Genomic DNA, 18,025 nt, shown 5'->3' with positions numbered 1-18,025 from the left:
CCCTATCTTCTATGCTTATCGTTAAAAGATTTCTCGAGACGTTCCAGCTTGCCGGACAAGCTGCCATCATACAGCGTGTCGCCGATAACAACCTTCAGTCCGCCGAGCACACTCTCATCAACCACGTTCTTCACACGGATCGTGCGGTTCACCAGTTGACCGAATTCGGCTGCTACCGCTGTCTTCTCATCTTCGCTAAGCGAATAAGCCGAGTATACAGTGGCATCTCCGATTCCGAGAGCGTCTCCTTCGATTTTGATATATGTTTCCAGCAGATCGGCAAAAATGTCGGTTCTGCCCCGGGATACAAGCAGTTCTACCGTGTTCAACACAGTCGGGGAAAGCTTGTCTTCAAGCACAGAACGCAGCACTTTCAGTTTGTCGGATTGCGAGATGCGCGGAGCCAGGATGAAGCGTTTCACTTCATGATCGTTATGAAGAACTTCGACTACCGTCTTGAGCTCCTCTTCAACCTGAAGCGTAATTCCTTTCTCTACCGCAGCGCTATACAGCGCTTTGGCATAGCGTCCCGCAACTACCGTATCGCGGCTCATGATCTGCCTCCTACCTCTTTGAGGTATTGATCAACAAGCTGCTCCTGTTCGCCGCTCGCGCTTACTTCTTTCTTGATCAGCTTGGAAGCAATCCGAACGGATGCTGTACCAATCTCGCTGCGAAGTTCTTCGACAGCTTTGTTCTTCTCGTTCTCGATATCCCGGACAGCCTCGTCCTTGATGCGAGAAGCTTCGGATTTGGCTTGCTCCAGAATCTTGTCCATTTGTTGATTGCTGGTGATCTGAGATTGCTGGATGATGTTCTGAGCTTCCTGGCGTGCATTGTTCAAAGCCTGCTTTTGCTCCTCTACATACGCGACCGCCTGCTCTCTGGTCTTCGCCGCCTCGTCCATTTGCTGCATTACCAGCTCACGGCGTTTCTCCATGATCCCAAACAATTTACTGAATGCAAACTTGCTGAGTAGGAAATACAGAAGCGCAAATGCGACAATTGAAAAAACGATATTTGTCCAAACGATATCCACTGAGGTCACTCCCTTCCATTACCGCGTCTTGCGGACGTATACAAAAGTAAGGCGCGGATGGCACCTTGCCCTCCCCGCCAAACCGTAGGTACGGTTTATTAAGAAAACATGATCAGGAATGCAATAACTGTTGCGGCCAAAGGAATAACCTCGACGATACCTACACCGATAAACATTGTTGTTTGCAGGGCGTTACGAGCTTCTGGTTGACGAGCGATGGATTCTACCGTTCTACTAACGATCATACCGTTACCAAGACCTGCGCCCAGTGCGCCCAAACCAACCGCGATTGCTGCTGCTAAAAATTCCATTTGTAAATATCCTCCTTTAATTTCGGTTCAAATTGTGTTTAATGATATAACATATCTCCCGCGAAGGTACTATCGGCGGCTGCCGTTTGTCTTCACGACAGCTCATTAATGTGCTTCTTCTTCGTGAATCGTCATCTGCGCGATATAGACCATCGTCAGAATCGTAAAGATAAACGCCTGCAGTGCGCCGACGAATATACTGAAGCCCTGCCATACGGCCAGGAACGGTATACTGAGAATTCCAAGCTTCAGAATGACAGTGATCAGAACTTCACCTGCGAAGATATTCGCGTAAAGCCGGATTGCCAAAGCGATAGGCTTGGCCAAGTTCTCAATAATGTTGAGCGGCAGGAAAATCGGAAACGGCTCAATATAGTGCTTGAAATAATGCTTGCCGTTGAGCTTAATGCCCAGGTAGTTCATCAGTACAAACACGATAAGTGCTAGCCCCGCAGTGACATTGATATCCGCTGTCGGCGATTTGTACCACAGGATCTCAACGTGGTCGCCATGTGCAAGATTCTTCGTAGCTTCAATCACATGTCCGAATACTGTAACCGGCTCATGCGCCATAGTCACGACTGAAAACGGCAGTCCGAGCAAGTTGGATACGAAGATGAACAGGATTAACGTCAGCCCTAAAGATATGTAAGGCTTCCCTTTCTTCAGATCCATTGCACTTCCAATGACCCCCTGCACAAACTCCACAACCCATTCCATAAAGTTCTGTAGCTTGGAAGGATTCTCAACGGACAGGTTGCGAACTGACAGCATAACCAGAACAAATACCACTGTACAGCTGATCAGCAGCATCAGCACTACGGACAAGTCTATCGGAATTCCGCCTAGCATGATTTTCGGCATAGCATGCATAGCATCCCCCCCCTTTCTCTTTAATCTGGTTACATTTTTTTCTTGATGCTCAGATATATTCCCGCAGGAATAGCGAGAAGCTGGGGAATGAAAAGGCCGGCTATGGTTGCTTCCAGCGAGAAATGCTCGATTTTGACCGAGAACATGGTGACCAAAATGGCGAAGCAAATCCGTGTGACAAAACCGAGGCTGAAGGCATTCCCTTCCTTGTTCGCAATACTCTGCGTTACCCGTCTGACCTTAACGGCCAGGTATCGGAAATTTACCAATCCCGCCACCAGCCCCAGAGCCATGCCCAGAGTAATAGTCCGGGTCTCGTGATGAAGCGCCCATCCCATTACCAGTCCTGCCATAAGGACAAGGGTCACTCTGGTGACAGTATTGATCATGGGAGTCATATTATCCATTCTGCTCCCCCAAAAATTTTTTGATTAACAGGACCACATTCACAATCCCCAAAATCATACCGGTGATCGTGCCTATAGCCAGCCAATAATTGTGACCGTCCATCAGGTCTCTCAGCCATTTGGCGAGAAAGAAACCTATAATAATGTAAGCGGCTAACAAAGTGCCTGCACTTCCAATGACAAGAGCAGTACGTCCAAGGCTTTCCCTGTTTTTTTCCTCTTTCATGGCTACAATCCCAACTAATTTTACTGAATTCCCAGACTCTTTGTCAATTCATTGAACATTGCCCAAAAACCCTTGAAAACATGAAAATAATCACAGCAAAACGTTCCAAAACCATATAAACCGTACAGTTTCACTGTATGTTGATTTCAATTCATTCAGAATATTAGTTTTAATGATTTTATTTATTTTTTGTGAACATTCTGTGAAACTCTTCCGGACGCTCCTCAACCACTCCAAAATGATGCAAAATCGCATTGACAATCCTCTCGGATGCCTTGCCGTCTCCATATGGATTTGCGGCCTGACTCATGGATTGATAGAGCTCCTGATCAGTTAACAGAGCATGTGTCCGTTGATACACCTTCTCTTCGTCCGTCCCCACAAGCTCCAGTGTTCCGGCCTCGATCCCTTCCGGGCGTTCCGTAGTGTCACGCAGCACAAGCACAGGTACTCCGAATGAAGGAGCTTCCTCTTGCAGGCCGCCGGAATCGGTCAAAATCAAGTGGGTATGCGGATAAAAATTATGCAGGTCTACGACATCCAGTGGATCAATCAGCTTGATTCTCGGGTGTCCGCCGAGGATCTCATGCGCCGGTTCCTTGACTGCCGGACTCGGGTGCACGGGATACACAATGACCACATCTTCGAATTCATCAGCGATTCTTTTGACAGCACGGAAAATATGACGGTGCGGTTCGCCTTGCGATTCCCTGCGGTGCGCCGTCATCAAAATAAGTCTTTTTCCTGACGCAAAATCAAGTACAGGATGCCGGTAGTCCGGCTGTACGGTATATTGAAACACATCAGTAACCGTATTGCCTGTGATATAAATACTTGATTCTTTTTTATTCTCGTGTCTCAAGTTGTCTGCTGACTTGTCTGTTGGAGCAAAGTGCAAATCGGCCAACACACCGGTCAACTGACGATTCATCTCTTCGGGATAAGGGGAAAGTTTGTTCCAGGTCCGAAGTCCTGCTTCCACATGCCCGACTTGAATTTGCTGCAGGAATGAAGCATAGCTGGCCAGGAATGTAGTCAGCGTGTCACCGTGTACCAGCACCAGATCAGGCTTGGCCTCACGAAGCACCGGCTCCAATCCTTCCAGTACCCGAATGGTAATCTCGTTCAGGGTCTGGCGGTCTTTCATAACATCCAGATCATAGTCCGGTGTAATCTTAAACACCTCAAGCACCTGATCCAGCAACTCGCGGTGCTGGGCCGTTACACAGACGATAGATTCGATATGTTCGGGATGTCTCCCCAGCTCAAGAACCAGGGGTGCCATCTTGATCGCCTCGGGGCGCACTCCGAAAATCGTCATCACTTTAATTTTGGACATATCCCCTACCCACTTTCTCCATAGTTGCAATTCTTCCTAAACAAGCTTCCGTTATAGTATTCGTGATTACTTTGTTCCGTACAGGCGGTCACCTGCATCACCAAGTCCAGGGATGATGTATCCATGCTCATTCAGATGGTCGTCCAAAGCTGCCACATAGATGTCTACATCCGGGTGAGCTTCATGTACAGCAGCAACACCTTCCGGTGCAGCAATCAGATTCATCATCTTAATCTGGGTACAGCCACGGTTCTTCAGTGAAGTAATGGCAGCAATGGCGGAACCGCCGGTAGCCAGCATTGGATCAATAACAATCAGTTCGCGTTCCTGTACATCTGTAGGAAGCTTAACGTAGTACTCAACAGGCTGTAGTGTATCCGGGTCGCGGAACAGGCCAACATGACCTACCTTAGCCGCAGGCAGCAGCTTCAGTACGCCTTCCAACATACCAAGTCCGGCACGAAGGATAGGAACCAGTCCCAGCATTCTTCCGGAGATCACCTTACTTTGTGTCTCAGCAACCGGCGTCTGCACGGTTATCGTTTCCAGCGGAATATCGCGCGTAATCTCGTAAGCCATCAATGTGGCAACTTCATCAACGTGTTCTCTGAACTCCTTAGTGTTAGTCCGCACGTCGCGGATAAATGTCAGTTTGTGTTGAATCAAAGGATGATCGCAAATCACCAATTTTCCCATTAACTTGTCCCTCCGGTAATTATAAAGTCTTTAGTCTCAAGCCCTAGTAAGCGCTTTGCACCTGTTCAGTGGCTAAATCTCATCTATTATATCATCACCGCCGCCGCTTTTCACCCTACGACAGAAACTGCAACTTATACTCTTCGAAAAAAGTCAATCTTCACATTATTATCCAACTGCGGGACCTAATAACCCATTTCGGGTCTGGCGCAGCCTGATGAAAACGTCGTTTAGTCTGCACATTTTCAGGTTTTTCATACTTTTCACAATTTCATCACGCTTTTTATTGAAAGTTCCATGAACTTTCATGATTGATTTCATTACATTTCAAGCTATAGCCAATCTTCTAATTGTGAACATTATGCAACAAAAAAACCTCCGTAGAGCCGGAAGCCCGGCCCACAGAGGCAGAAAAACAGCACGAATACTGAAATTATAGAGATTAGTATTTCAACTCAGGGTACAGCGGATATTGATCTGTCAGCTCAGCTACTTGGCGACCAGCTTCAGTCAAGACCGCTTCATCCTTCGGATTCTTAAGCACATTCGCAATGATGCGGCCAATAACACTCATCGCCTTCTCATCCATGCCACGGGAAGTAACTGCAGGTGTACCCAGACGGATACCGCTAGTTACAAATGGGCTGGTAGGGTCGAACGGAATGGCGTTCTTGTTCACGGTAATACCAATGGAATCCAGTACTTTTTCCGCTTCTTTACCGGTAACGCCCAGGTTACGAGTATCAATCAGCATCAAGTGGTTGTCTGTTCCACCAGAAATAATGTTAATACCTTCACCAAGCAACGTCTCGGACAGCACCTTAGCATTCTTGATTACATTCTCGGCATAAGTTTTAAAGGATGGCTGCAACGCTTCACCAAAAGCAACGGCCTTGGAAGCAATTACATGCATCAGTGGTCCACCTTGCGTACCTGGGAATACAGCCTTATCAATCGCAGCAGCCCAAGGTTGCTTACAGATGATCAAGCCACCGCGTGGTCCACGCAGCGTTTTGTGTGTTGTAGTTGTTACAAAGTGAGCATGTGGCACTGGGTTCGGGTGCAGACCAGCAGCAACCAGACCTGCGATGTGGGCCATATCTACCATGAACAGTGCGCCAACATCATTGGCAATGGCAGCAAGTTTTTCAAAATCAATGGTACGCGGATAAGCACTCGCACCAGCTACGATCAATTTAGGACGGTGTTTGAAGGCTGCCTTGCGCACTTCATCATAATCAATAAGGAAAGTATCCTCTTGCACACCATAAGCCACGAAGTTATAGAGCAAGCCGGAAGCATTAACCGGACTACCGTGCGTCAAGTGACCACCATGAGCCAGGTTCATACCAAGTACAGTGTCGCCAGGTTTCAGGGCTGCCAAATAAACGGCCATGTTTGCTTGTGCGCCAGAGTGTGGCTGCACGTTGACATGCTCTGCGCCAAACAGTTGCTTAGCACGGTCGCGCGCCAGATCTTCGACAATGTCTACATCTTCACAACCACCATAAAAACGCTTGCCCGGGTAGCCTTCAGCATATTTGTTGGTAAGCACCGAACCCATAGCTTCAATAACGGCTTCGCTGACGATATTCTCAGAGGCAATAAGCTCAATGTTCGCGCGCTGACGTTTCAGCTCCAATCCCATCGCTTCCAGTACTGCCGGGTCACTCTTACGCAATTGTTCCATGTTCTTAGTTCCTCCCTGGTATTGTGTTTATGTTGTATTTAATGAAAACCATTAAGTTATTCGCAGAGCCGGGCTCCGCTTTGTTCCTGTGTCCGGTAGACTGCACGCTCGCCGCCGATCAAGGCAGGCCTGCTCCATGCAGCGTTCACTCTGGCTTCTCCAATATAGCGCAGGCTAGGACGAAAAGGCACGGCCACACGTCTTAAATGCATGCCGATCAGTGTCTCTCCGATATCTATGCCAGCATGAGCCTGTACGGTTTCTGCCAGCACAGGGTCTTTCATGGAGCGGTAGGCAGCAGCAGCCATAGAACCTCCTGCGCCGGGAATCGGCACAGCTGCAACCTCCTGCAACCCTAACCCATCCAGCAAAGAGCGTTCCATAACCAATGCGCGATTCAAATGCTCACAGCATTGATACACCGGATGGAATCCGAGTTCATCAGCGACCTGAGTAATGCCTTCAAGCAGTTGCTCTGCCACAGCCAGCGCTCCACCAGTCCCGATTCGGGCACCGGCCACTTCACTGGTGCTGACTCCTACGACAAGAATTTTGCCGGGACCCAGCTTCCCTGCTGCTGCAAGCTCTCGAACTACAGTAGCCGTAGCCTCAGACAGTAAGATTGCACTGTCAGATGGGGAATCTTCTTTCCCACCAGTTCCTGCCGGGATAGTCGCGCGTTCTTCCCAAGACTTCTGCTTCACCACTTCATCCATTGCTCTACCTCCTAAAATGTTATGACGCAACTCTCATCATCACCACTTTCGCTGCAGGGACAGATACGGCTGTACCTCTCCAGGAGGCGAAAGTTCAAAACTTTCGGAGGCTGGCAGATACTCTTGATTACGCTATACATCACCCATATCTGTAAGTAAGAAATATTTGGAATTATCTAACAGTCAGATAATTCCAAATATTTCAAACAAAAAAGAGCAGTCCGCAGGTAGCTGCGGATTTGCTCTTTTGCCCAGGCGACCGGCCGTTTATTCCGATGCTCCATCGTGGTTTGATCCACAGTTGTCGCCAGTTACACCGGAACCGATATTTCTTACATCTTAAAGCAAAGAGAGCCGAAAATCAACCATCTTTACAAACGCCGTGCTGACTCCAGCTTATCCAGCAGGCTATACAGCGCCTTACGGATCTCAGCAGCTGTCAGCTCATAATCATCACGGGTGCCGCCAAAGGGATCGGAGATGTCAAAGCTCGGAATGCGTTGCCGAATCTCGATGATCCGCTGCAGTGCAGCCGCATCCGGTTCTCCTCCAAGAGCAATGCTCATTTCTGCTTCGGCGTAGAGACTATCCAGCTCCTTGATATCTTCAGCGACCTCCGCTTCATCATGTACATATTCTTTGAGCGTATATGTCTTCGCCACGGCATCCGGGAAAAATTGTAGCAAATGCCGCTTGTGACTGCCTGTCAGTGTTAGCACAAGATCCGCCCAGGCCACCTGTTGACCTGTAAGCTGTGAGGATTGAATTGAATCATGAACGCCTTCATCGCGCAGAATCGCCGCGGTATGTCTGGATATAGATGTGCCTGAAATGGCGGATATCCCTGCAGACCGCACCTCCAGCTCCATTCCGCGCTCCTTGGCGTACTTCCGCAGAAGCCCTTCTGCCATGGGACTGCGGCATGTATTGCCGGTGCAGACGAATAAAATATGCAGCATGTTTATCCACCTCCCATAAAATATTTAAATTCATCCCGCCATAGTTTGGTCTGCACAAATTACTTGACTGTACAGAACTATGGACAGAAACGCATAATTGAGATAGAACAATCCCGATGCCGTTATTGTATCAGAAGATGAACAGCAAGCCAAACCCCAGCAGGATCGCCCCGCCAATCGCCTCGCCGTAAGACCCAAGCCCACGACTGACGTGGCGCCCTAGCAGCAAACCTGTAATCGACATCAGCCCTCCGCAGACACCAAAAGCTAGTATCGTCAGCAGAATACTGTCCACGAACATCCCTAAAGATACGCCTACCGAAAAAGAATCTACACTGACACTGAGCGATATCAATAGCATCCCCCAGAAGGTGCGATGATCCCATACTCTCGGACTGTCGTCGCCCGAGTGAAAGGAATTGAAGATCATATGCCCGCCCAGAAGGAGCAGCAATCCTCCGGCAACATAGGTGGTAACCTGTCCCAATAAATGCCCGACGTAGCTCCCTGTCACCAGACCGAGCAGAGGCATGAGCACATGAAAAAAGGCAATCAGCAGGCTGAGCTGCAGAATATGCAGCAGACGAATACCTTTCATCCCGATCCCTACTCCAAGGGAGAAAGCATCCATTCCCAGCGCAATTGCCATAATAGCAATCGTTACAACCTGTCCCCAACCGGCATATACCTCTCCTAAGCCCATGGTCATACCCCCAAAGTCGCAAATATCTTGTACAACCACAATATGCGGACAAGAAGGTAAACATGACCATTGGGAAAAGAGAGCTTACGCTTGCCGGGAGATTATCGGGCCGCGATAACAGTTCCGCCGGCGGCTTTCATGAGCCGGTTCATAATGGCAGCGCCGAGGCCGGTCTCCGGACAAGCCTCGGCCAGAATGTAGGTCGCTCCCGCTTCATCAAAGCGCCGCAGCGCGGCATATAGGGAGCGGGCCCCTTCCTCCGGCGAGTGAATCGAGCCGAGAGACACCACGCAGGCAGCAGGAGAGGCGGGATAGAGCGCGGCATGCTCCTCGAAGAGGAGCAGCCCCGTAATCCCGCCGTCACGCTGCGCCGCCTGCAGCAGCTCTGCCGCAGTCTTCGCCACGGCTTGCGGCGAAGACCCGCGCACAACGCCGAGCCAGCCGCGCGGCGCGTAGTGCGTGTACTTCATGCCCGGCGCTCGCGGAGCCGGGCCAGTGTCTTCGCCCGCGCTGTCGCCAGCGGGCGAACCGGCAGCCGAGGCCGCTGGCGAAGCTGCGGTTTCGGCTGCATGGGCGGGCGCGGTATCCACAGCGCCCGCGCCGGCCACCGCCTCCAGCTGCTCGGCGGTAATTCCGCCGGGTCGCAGCACGGCCACCGTGCCGTCCGGCAGGACCTGCACCACCGTCGACTCCAGTCCGACGCCGGCGGCACCGCCATCGACGACCGCGTCGATGAACCCGTTCAAGTCTTCCATAACATGTGAAGCCAGTGTCGGACTCGGCCGGCCCGAACGATTGGCACTGGGTGCCGCTACCGGACAGCCGGCTTCACGCAGCAGTGAAAGTGCCACCGGATGATCGGGAATACGAACGCCAACGGTATCCAGACCCGCTGTCACCCTTGGAGACAGCACGCCAGTCCGGACAGGAAGCACGAGCGTTAGCGGACCAGGCCAGAAGGCTTCCATCAGCGCCGCCGCTGTCGGATGAATCTCTTCTACCAATTCATCCAGCGCCTTCTGATCCGCAATATGAACAATGAGCGGATTGTCGGACGGACGCCCCTTTGCCGCGAACACCGCTTCTACCGCCGTTGTATTCCGGGCATCAGCCCCGAGACCGTACACGGTTTCCGTAGGAAACGCTACGGTTCCGCCCTCCCGTAGAAGGGCTGCTGCTGCGGTAATCGCGGCGTGATCTTCTTCTTTTTCCATAAGTGAAGCCCCTGCCGTCTCATCCAGCAAGTGAAGCTTCAAGTACGTTGTATTCTCTATATTTCCTGTCTGCCGTGGAAGGGCAAACTTAGTCTCGATGTTCTTTTCCATACATATCACAAGCTTTCCAAGGAGTAGATTAATGATTACAAGCAGAGCATTTTCATATAAACAGGCCAAGTCACGCCGCTTCTGAATATTTTTAAAAAACGACCCCACCCTGTGGAGCCGCGACGTTCAGCTTTTAAAATACTACCATATCAACCCTCAGGACCACAATCCGCTAACCCAGTTCCACAGGTTCTGCAGCAGTTCCCAAACAAAGAATTTTACCTCAGGCGTTTTTCCGGACTCGGCACTTGGATCTGTAGTCACTCCGTCTCCTTGCGCCGCCTTTTCACCTTGAGCTTTGATTACGGTCTTGCCTTCCGATCCGGCAGCAGATACAGTCTTCGCCTTGGCAGCAGCTGGGGCTGCGGCATCGCCAGACCCGGCATCTATGAAGCAGAGCGGTGGAAACAGGACACACCACCAGTTTTGACCCTTGCCTGCGCCCAGCGTAACCCGTAGAGCTTCATAATCACCAGCCGGATACACCTTGCCCCCGTACATTTTGGTAGGGAACGGAACCACGCCCAGCTCCACATTATACGAATAATCGATGCCCCGCTGCTCCAGTTCTTGTCCCACTAAAGTGTTCAGCTCCGGCAGATGCCGCCGAATTAAGGCCCGGGCCTGTTCCAGACTTTGCGGGTCCTCAAGGTCAGACACCCATTGGTTCATTTGAGCCACCACAGCATCGCGGATTTGACGTTTAACAAGCTGATCCTGTGTCCCGTCCGAATTAGCCAGAATCCGTAGCCGGATGGACTCCGTAGGAATAGAGGATTCAGCTACGGCCGCATCGGTTTTCTGTCCTTCCCACATCATGAGGATCACCATAAAAAAACAAATTAAAATGGCAGTATACTTAAAGGTAATACGCAGTGAATCCCCTCTGTGCCCTTGATTACTATTCATATCAGCCGCCCCTCTCTCTTAACCTCTCATATTCGTCAGTATGTCCAAGAGAGAGAGAGTCCAAACCTAGTAATCTATTAAATTATACCTTTAACATTCGCGGATTGGCTGAGCCAGCCGAAGGAACAGGGAAGTCGGGCTCGGCCTCGCCTCCGTGCAAATGCACACTCATTACAATGCCCATCGCAGCCATGTTGATGAGCACTGAAGTTCCGCCATAACTGATGAAAGGGAGTGTAATCCCGGTGAGCGGCATCAATCCGATGAACGCCCCGATATTTTCAAGAATCTGATACAGCAGCATAGCTGCAACGCCAATAATGAGGAATGTACCACTTCGTTCCCGGCACTCCAGTGAGATGACGATCATTCGGTGGATAAGGATAAAAAAGAGCAGCAGGACAAACGCAGAACCCAAAAAACCGAATTCTTCAGCGATCTGCACAAAGATAGCATCCGAATATGTGTATGGAACCCTCCCGGCTTGTACGGAGTCCCCGTTCATATATCCTTCCCCGCCCATACCGCCCGAGGCGATAGCAATTTTAGCATTCTTGGTATGATAGCTTGCATCTGCTGTGGCCAAATCCGGGACAAGCCAAGGATCTAGACGTGCAATCAGATGCTTTCGTCCAATCGTCTCCCCGAGAAAATGAACGGCTTGATCATGATAATGAATATAACTCAGCGCAAGACCCGCCCCGGTAACGACAATCAGGAGCAGGCCAATCAGCGCATGTCTGAATTTAATGTTTCCGATCCATACCAGACCGAGCATAATCACAATATAACTCAGTGCATTTCCCAGATCATTCTGCACAAGCACTAATACAAAAGGGATCAGCGTCAGCAGGCCAATGGGTATGACCCCTCTCCAGAAAGTCAGAACAGCCCCTTGCTTGCGCAACAGGAATGAGGCCAGAAACAGAATCAGTACGAGCTTAAAAAGCTCGGCAGGCTGCAGCGTCAGGTTCCCCAGCTTCAACCAGCCCTGCGCCCCGTTTTGTTCTTTGCCGATGAAAATGACCAGTACCAATAGTCCAAGGCCCAAGGCATAAATGTATTTTCCATAGCGGATAAACAATTTGTAGTCCACAAAGGCAAGCACGAAAAAAGCTATAAACCCTAAGAGATCATACTTGAGCATCTGGAGGTGAAAACCGTCCAGTTTCAAGGGACTAATCCTCCCGACTGTAACGCTGTATATAGAAAATATACTAATACTCATCAGCAAAATCAGTACAACAACAATCACAGGGTCCACTCTCTTCAATTTCTCCAGCATGGTTCAGTCTGCTCCTCATCCTCGTTCATTTTCAGCACTTATTTAGCTATGTCGTTCTATGACCAACTTACTTTCTATGAAGAATTTGCTATACACGGAGAACTTACTACCCATGGAAAACCTATTATCCATGAAAAACTCACTATCCACGAAAAACTTACTATCCACTTCAAGAAGCTGTTGTCACTATGGTGAATTCTCGGACCACCTATCGCGTTGGCCCCATATTTTCTTTTATAAACTACTTCTATTCTTTTAAAAGCTCCGCAACCCCTGTCAGATCATTTGCCTTCATGCGAATGATCCACCTAATGACCTCCGAATTGTAATTAGCGGCAATTCTGTACCTTAAATCGTCTGCATCTACCGGTTGAGGGAAATTAAGTGCAATATTGTACCTTAAATCTTCCAGAATACCCTGTCCAGCGTGCTTTTTCGAAAAACAAGATACAAAAATGCCCTTATTTCCCTCATTTGCCTATATTAAAGAAAAATAAGGTACAAAAATGCTCTTAGTTGGGGAGATAAACTATTTTTCACCATTAAGAACGTAGCTCGTACATTTATTGTAAATGATCCCTATAAATCATACAAATTTATACATCACTCTTAAATCCACTCCCCCTGCTCATAACGCAAAAAAACCGCCGGGCACTATCTTTTCAGACAGTTCCAGCGGTTTGCAGATGTAATGATGATATGGAGTTATGCCTGCTTCGCAGGGGCTTGATAGGAATTGCCCGGATTAGGCAAATCCTCTTCTACTTCTTGGCCGTGCAAGCGCACACTCATGACTAGACCAATGCTCGCCATGTTGATGAGCAGGGAGGTTCCCCCAAAGCTGATGAACGGCAGTGTGATTCCCGTTAACGGCATCAGGCCGATGAAGGCCCCGATGTTCTCAAAGATTTGATAGAGCATCATCGCGACAATGCCGACGATCAGGAATGGCCCTCCCCTATCCCTGCTTTCCAGGGCAATCAATATCATTCGGTGGATCAGGATAAAGTACAGTAACAATACCAGCGCGGAACCCACGAATCCAAATTCCTCAGCAATCTGCACGAAGATAGAGTCGGAATAGGTGTATGGTACACGATCCGTCTGTACGGAACTCCCTTTCATGTATCCTTCACCACTCATCCCGCCAGAAGCAATAGCCAGTTTGGCATTTTTCGTATGATAACTCGCTTTAGGCGTTGCCTTGTCAGGCACAAGCCATGGATCAAAACGTTCAATCCAGTGGGAACGGCCAATATCTGTAAGGAATACCTTGATATCGTCATGATAATGGATGTAGCTCATAATTCCGGCAATTGCCGAACTTGCAATAACAATTAACCCGATCAAAGCATGTGTGAACTTGATATTCCCGATCCACAGCATCCCGAGCAGAATGACAAGATAAGCCAAGGCATTACCCAAGTCATTTTGCGTCATGACAATCAAGAAGGGAACTAATGTAAGCAAAGTCAGCGGTACGACATCACGCCAGAACAATAATTTGTTCTTTTTCTTTCGGACGAGTACAGCCGCCAAAAACAGAATGAGTACGAGTTTGAACAACTCAGCAGGCTGAAGGCTCATGCCGCCTGGCAGCGACAGCCACCCCTGCGCATTATTCTTGGTCTCGCCCATGAAGCTGACAAGCACCAGCAAGCCGATACCGCCCAAGTACACGTATAAGGCATACTTCACTAATATCCTATAATCGAGAAAAGTGATTCCGGCCAGCGCAATAAAGCCGATCACATAATACTTCAGCATTTGGATATGGTGACCGTCAAGCTTCTCTCTCCCATGGGTGACACTGTATATGGCTGAAATGCTGACGCACATCAAAATTAACAGAACGACTATGATGACGCCATCGATTTTTTTAATTTTCTGAAGCATGTTCTGCCTCCTTGCTCTCTGCTGGCTTTCGGGTACTCATCATGTACAGAACAGCCGCCATTGTCTATTGTAAGGGACGGCTCAGTAAAAATACAAATCCTTTGCAGCCAGCGGCCCCCATTGTACCTATAACAACGGTTCTTGATCTATCTGCTTAGTCCAAGCACATGACGGGGAATCCCGGCGAGATCATCTACGGTGATGATCTCGTTCCAGTGACCCGCAGCTTTCAGGAGCGCAGCCACCTGCTCTGCCTGGCCGAAGCCAAGCTCAAAGCCAATCAGGCGCGGCGGAGCCGGGAGCAGCGGGAGCTGCTCCATCATGCGGCGGTACGGGTCCAGCCCGTCCGCGCCGCCGTCGAGCGCCGTGCGCGGCTCATGGTCGCGCACCTCGCGCTGGAGCCCGGCGATGTCGCCGCCGGGAATATACGGCGGGTTGGAGACGAGAATATCCGTCTCCATCCCCGCGAACGGCTCGAGCAGGTCGCCGAGCCGCAGGTCCACGGCCGTGCCGTGCCGCTGCGCGTTGCGCCCGGCCACGGCCAGTGCCGCCGGCGAGATGTCGCCGGCGCAGACCGCCCACGCCGGCGCTTCCGCCGCCAGCGTGACAGAGATCGCTCCGCTGCCGGCGCCGATATCGACGGCGGTCAGCGGACGTGCGGCGCCTGTGGCAGGGGCGCCGCCTTCTTGCGCGGCTCCATCCGCCGCGCTGCCCTGATGCGCCGCTGCGCCCGGCGCAGCAGCCGGCCATAGCTCACCGGCGTACCGCAGGATCGCCTCCACGAGCAGTTCCGTCTCCGGCCGGGGAATTAGCACATCCGGTGTCACCTCGAAAGCCCGGCCGTAAAATTCCTGCTCGCCGATGATATACTGCACCGGCTCACCGGATGCACGGCGGGTAACCCCGGCCTCCCAAGCTTCCCGGACATCCGCTGGAAAAGCATCCGCCAGCGCCATGTAATACGCCGCGCCAGACAAGCCCAGCACATGCTCCAGCAGGAGCTGGGCACTGCGATGCGGCTCGTTGCAGCCGCTACGGCTCAAAAAAGAAGAAGCCTCCGCAAAGGCTTCCCGGATGCTTTGCACGCGAGGCATGACATATACGTCGTGTTTCAAAGCATTATTCTCCTTTTTCCATCAATTCGGTCTGTTCAGCCAGCGACAATGCCGAGATGATGTCCGTGATCTCCCCGTTCATCACTTGCTCCAAACGGTGCAGTGTCAAGCCGATCCGGTGATCCGTCACCCGGCTTTGCGGGAAGTTATACGTACGAATCCGCTCACTGCGGTCACCAGTGCCGACCTTGCTTCTACGCTCTCCGGCATACTTCGCTTCTTCCTCTTGGCGCTTCATGTCAGAGATACGAGCGCGAAGAACCTGTAGCGCCTTCTCCTTATTGGAGTTCTGCGATTTGCCATCCTGACAGGTAGCCACGATGCCTGTTGGCACGTGAGTTACGCGAACTGCAGACTTCGTTGTATTAACGGACTGACCGCCCGCTCCACTGGAACAGAAGGTATCCACACGAATGTCCTTGTCATGGATTTCAATTTCAAAATCCTCAGCTTCTGGCATTACGGCTACCGTCGAAGTAGAGGTATGAATACGTCCGCCCGATTCTGTGGTTGGAATACGTTGTACGCGGTGCGCACCACTTTCGTATTTCATTTTGCTATAAGCACCCCGACCGTTAATCAGGAAGATAACTTCCTTGAATCCGCCAAGGTCATTCGCACTAACGTCCATCAGTTCAATACGCCAGCCTTGTGCATCAGCATAACGCGTGTACATCCGGTAAAGATCAGATGCAAACAGAGCCGCTTCATCTCCGCCGGCAGCGCCGCGGATTTCCACGATTACGTTCTTATCATCATTAGGGTCTTTAGGCAGCAGCAGAACGCGGATTTTCTCCTCCAGATCAGTCTGGCGCGACGACAGGTCATCGATTTCCATCTTGACCATTTCCTTCATTTCATCGTCCAGCTTCTCAGCCTGCATCATTCTGGCGGCTTCCAGCTCTTCCATTACATTTTTATATTCAGCATAAGCCTCATAAGCGGGCTGCAGATCAGATTGTTCTTTGGAATAATCCCTCAGTTTCTTACTGTCGTTTGCAACATCCGGATCACAAAGCAGTTCACTGAGTTTCTCATAGCGGTCCGCCAAGGATTGCAATCGGTCCAACAAGGGAATTCACCTCTCCTAATTCAAAGTTCAATACCTTTCAAGCGTACTAAATGTCGGTAAATCAAAGATGATACACGACTTTATATTATACCACCGTTCCTCGCGGTTGGCTACACTTCACTTCGCTGAGAATCGGCATGATACTAAGATATTTTCTATATAAAAAGGGGACAGCCAGGAAAAACACTACCTCCAAGCTGTCCTTTATTATAAATAGGCCTCTGCTTCCTTATACGTTGAAGCGGAAGTGCATCACGTCGCCGTCTTGCACCAGATATTCCTTACCTTCCAGACGAAGCTGCCCGCGTTCCTTGGCACCGTTCATCGAGCCTGCTGCTACCAGATCGTTATAAGCAACGACTTCCGCACGGATGAACCCGCGCTCAAAGTCGGTATGGATAACACCGGCTGCTCCTGGCGCTTTGGTTCCTTTACGGATGGTCCAAGCACGAACTTCCTGAACGCCCGCCGTGAAGTATGTGTACAGACCTAGCAAACGGTAAGCGGCTTTGATCAGACGGTTTAGCCCGGATTCTTCCAGACCCAGCTCCTCCAGGAACATCGCCTTGTCTTCGCCTTCCAGCTCAGCAATCTCCGCTTCCACCTTGGCACTGATTGGCACAACTTCCGCGTTCTCGGAAGCAGCAAAATCACGTACCTGCTGCACGTATGGATTGCTCTCCGCACTTGCCACTTCCTCTTCGCTGACATTGGCCGCATATAATACCGGCTTCTGTGTCAACAGGTGTAGATCGCGGATAATCAGACGCTCGTCCTCAGTCAATTCTACGCTGCGGACAGGTTTATCGTTATACAGAGCTTCCTTGATACGCTCCAGAAGTTCAACCTCCTGTGCGTATTTCTTGTCTCCACCCTTAATGTTCTTACGGGAACGCTCAATCCGCTTATCCACGCTCTCCAGATCGGCAAGAATCAGCTCCAGATTAATGGTCTGAATATCGCTGATCGGGTTCACCTTGCCATCGACATGCGTAACGTTCTCATCTTCGAAGCAGCGTACGACATGGACGATCGCATCCACTTCACGGATGTGAGCCAGGAACTTGTTACCAAGCCCTTCGCCTTTACTCGCACCGCGCACGAGGCCTGCAATATCCACAAATTCAAACGCGGTTGGAACCGTTTTGTTCGGCTGAACCAGCTCGGTCAGCTTGTCCAGACGCTCATCCGGGACTTCAACCACGCCAACGTTCGGGTCAATGGTACAGAATGGGTAGTTCGCGGATTCTGCACCCGCTTGTGTGATAGCATTAAACAATGTGGATTTCCCTACGTTAGGAAGCCCGACGATCCCTGCTTTCAAAGCCATTTATATGACAACTCCTATTTTCAGTTGATTTTGGAACAGATCACCGATAAGTCGTACGATCTAAACCATTATATATTAGAACAAATGGTCCAGCAACACCGGAAATCAAGGGAAAGAGCATTTGTACATCTAAT

19 protein-coding genes and 1 riboswitch are annotated in these 18,025 nt (G+C 50.3%); all 19 genes read right to left on the bottom strand.

Going from position 1 to position 18,025, the window contains the following annotated elements:
* Nucleotides 1–2: 2 nt before the first annotated feature.
* The 19 genes from ACFVU8_RS18880 to ychF all read right to left on the bottom strand — a co-directional run bounded on the left by ACFVU8_RS18880 (nt 3) and on the right by ychF (nt 17,891).
* Nucleotides 3–554 (bottom strand): F0F1 ATP synthase subunit delta, encoded by a 552-nt coding sequence (locus tag ACFVU8_RS18880; RefSeq protein WP_175370373.1) that lies wholly within the window; start codon nt 552–554, stop codon nt 3–5.
* The gene (gene atpF, locus ACFVU8_RS18875; RefSeq protein ID WP_066379081.1) at nt 551–1,039 is read right to left on the bottom strand and encodes a F0F1 ATP synthase subunit B; all 489 of its coding nucleotides are present in this window, start codon (nt 1,037–1,039) and stop codon (nt 551–553) included. The genes ACFVU8_RS18880 and atpF overlap by 4 nt, the downstream gene beginning before the upstream one ends.
* Nucleotides 1,040–1,137: 98 nt before the next feature.
* Entirely contained in the window at nt 1,138–1,350 is a 213-nt protein-coding gene (gene atpE / locus ACFVU8_RS18870) for a F0F1 ATP synthase subunit C (protein ID WP_039877624.1), read from the bottom strand.
* Between the two features lie 105 nt (nt 1,351–1,455).
* Entirely contained in the window at nt 1,456–2,223 is a 768-nt protein-coding gene (gene atpB, locus ACFVU8_RS18865; RefSeq protein WP_175370374.1) for a F0F1 ATP synthase subunit A, read from the bottom strand.
* A gap of 29 nt (nt 2,224–2,252) precedes the next feature.
* Nucleotides 2,253–2,630, bottom strand: a complete 378-nt coding sequence (locus tag ACFVU8_RS18860; protein ID WP_066379087.1) for an ATP synthase subunit I — start codon at nt 2,628–2,630, stop codon at nt 2,253–2,255.
* Entirely contained in the window at nt 2,623–2,856 is a 234-nt protein-coding gene (locus ACFVU8_RS18855) for an AtpZ/AtpI family protein (protein ID WP_379466471.1), read from the bottom strand. Before ACFVU8_RS18855 ends, ACFVU8_RS18860 begins: the two co-directional genes overlap by 8 nt.
* 178 nt (nt 2,857–3,034) lie before the next feature.
* On the bottom strand, nt 3,035–4,195 hold the full coding sequence (wecB, locus tag ACFVU8_RS18850) for a non-hydrolyzing UDP-N-acetylglucosamine 2-epimerase (protein ID WP_175370375.1): 1,161 nt from the start codon (nt 4,193–4,195) through the stop codon (nt 3,035–3,037).
* 66 nt (nt 4,196–4,261) lie between these two features.
* Entirely contained in the window at nt 4,262–4,891 is a 630-nt protein-coding gene (gene upp / locus ACFVU8_RS18845; protein ID WP_066379093.1) for a uracil phosphoribosyltransferase, read from the bottom strand.
* A 442-nt stretch (nt 4,892–5,333) separates the two neighbouring features.
* Nucleotides 5,334–6,581: a serine hydroxymethyltransferase gene (locus tag ACFVU8_RS18840; protein WP_175370376.1), complete on the bottom strand. Its 1,248-nt coding sequence runs from the start codon at nt 6,579–6,581 to the stop codon at nt 5,334–5,336.
* A gap of 56 nt (nt 6,582–6,637) precedes the next feature.
* On the bottom strand, nt 6,638–7,297 hold the full coding sequence (locus ACFVU8_RS18835; RefSeq protein ID WP_379466472.1) for a TIGR01440 family protein: 660 nt from the start codon (nt 7,295–7,297) through the stop codon (nt 6,638–6,640).
* A 242-nt stretch (nt 7,298–7,539) separates the two neighbouring features.
* Nucleotides 7,540–7,622, bottom strand: a riboswitch (ZMP/ZTP riboswitch).
* A 46-nt stretch (nt 7,623–7,668) separates the two neighbouring features.
* The gene (locus ACFVU8_RS18830; protein WP_387429262.1) at nt 7,669–8,256 is read right to left on the bottom strand and encodes a low molecular weight protein arginine phosphatase; all 588 of its coding nucleotides are present in this window, start codon (nt 8,254–8,256) and stop codon (nt 7,669–7,671) included.
* 130 nt (nt 8,257–8,386) lie between these two features.
* Complete coding sequence (locus ACFVU8_RS18825) at nt 8,387–8,959, bottom strand: manganese efflux pump MntP (protein ID WP_379466473.1); 573 nt, start codon at nt 8,957–8,959, stop codon at nt 8,387–8,389.
* Nucleotides 8,960–9,060: 101 nt separating this feature from the next.
* A complete protein-coding gene (locus tag ACFVU8_RS18820) occupies nt 9,061–10,173 on the bottom strand; it encodes an L-threonylcarbamoyladenylate synthase (RefSeq protein ID WP_387429487.1) in 1,113 nt (370 codons plus the stop codon).
* A gap of 267 nt (nt 10,174–10,440) precedes the next feature.
* The gene (spoIIR, locus tag ACFVU8_RS18815; protein WP_387429260.1) at nt 10,441–11,193 is read right to left on the bottom strand and encodes a stage II sporulation protein R; all 753 of its coding nucleotides are present in this window, start codon (nt 11,191–11,193) and stop codon (nt 10,441–10,443) included.
* A gap of 82 nt (nt 11,194–11,275) precedes the next feature.
* A complete protein-coding gene (locus ACFVU8_RS18810) occupies nt 11,276–12,478 on the bottom strand; it encodes an FtsW/RodA/SpoVE family cell cycle protein (RefSeq protein WP_379466475.1) in 1,203 nt (400 codons plus the stop codon).
* A gap of 705 nt (nt 12,479–13,183) precedes the next feature.
* Entirely contained in the window at nt 13,184–14,374 is a 1,191-nt protein-coding gene (locus ACFVU8_RS18805; RefSeq protein ID WP_379466476.1) for an FtsW/RodA/SpoVE family cell cycle protein, read from the bottom strand.
* Nucleotides 14,375–14,520: 146 nt separating this feature from the next.
* Entirely contained in the window at nt 14,521–15,489 is a 969-nt protein-coding gene (gene prmC / locus ACFVU8_RS18800; RefSeq protein ID WP_387429257.1) for a peptide chain release factor N(5)-glutamine methyltransferase, read from the bottom strand.
* A gap of 4 nt (nt 15,490–15,493) precedes the next feature.
* Nucleotides 15,494–16,561, bottom strand: a complete 1,068-nt coding sequence (prfA, locus tag ACFVU8_RS18795) for a peptide chain release factor 1 (RefSeq protein ID WP_379466478.1) — start codon at nt 16,559–16,561, stop codon at nt 15,494–15,496.
* 229 nt (nt 16,562–16,790) lie between these two features.
* On the bottom strand, nt 16,791–17,891 hold the full coding sequence (gene ychF / locus ACFVU8_RS18790) for a redox-regulated ATPase YchF (RefSeq protein ID WP_379466479.1): 1,101 nt from the start codon (nt 17,889–17,891) through the stop codon (nt 16,791–16,793).
* Nucleotides 17,892–18,025: the final 134 nt, after the last annotated feature.

Source organism: Paenibacillus sp. NPDC058177, assembly GCF_042883835.1.
Lineage (GTDB): Bacteria > Bacillota > Bacilli > Paenibacillales > Paenibacillaceae > Paenibacillus_AQ > Paenibacillus_AQ agri.
This window is presented reverse-complemented; position numbering and strand designations above follow the sequence as displayed.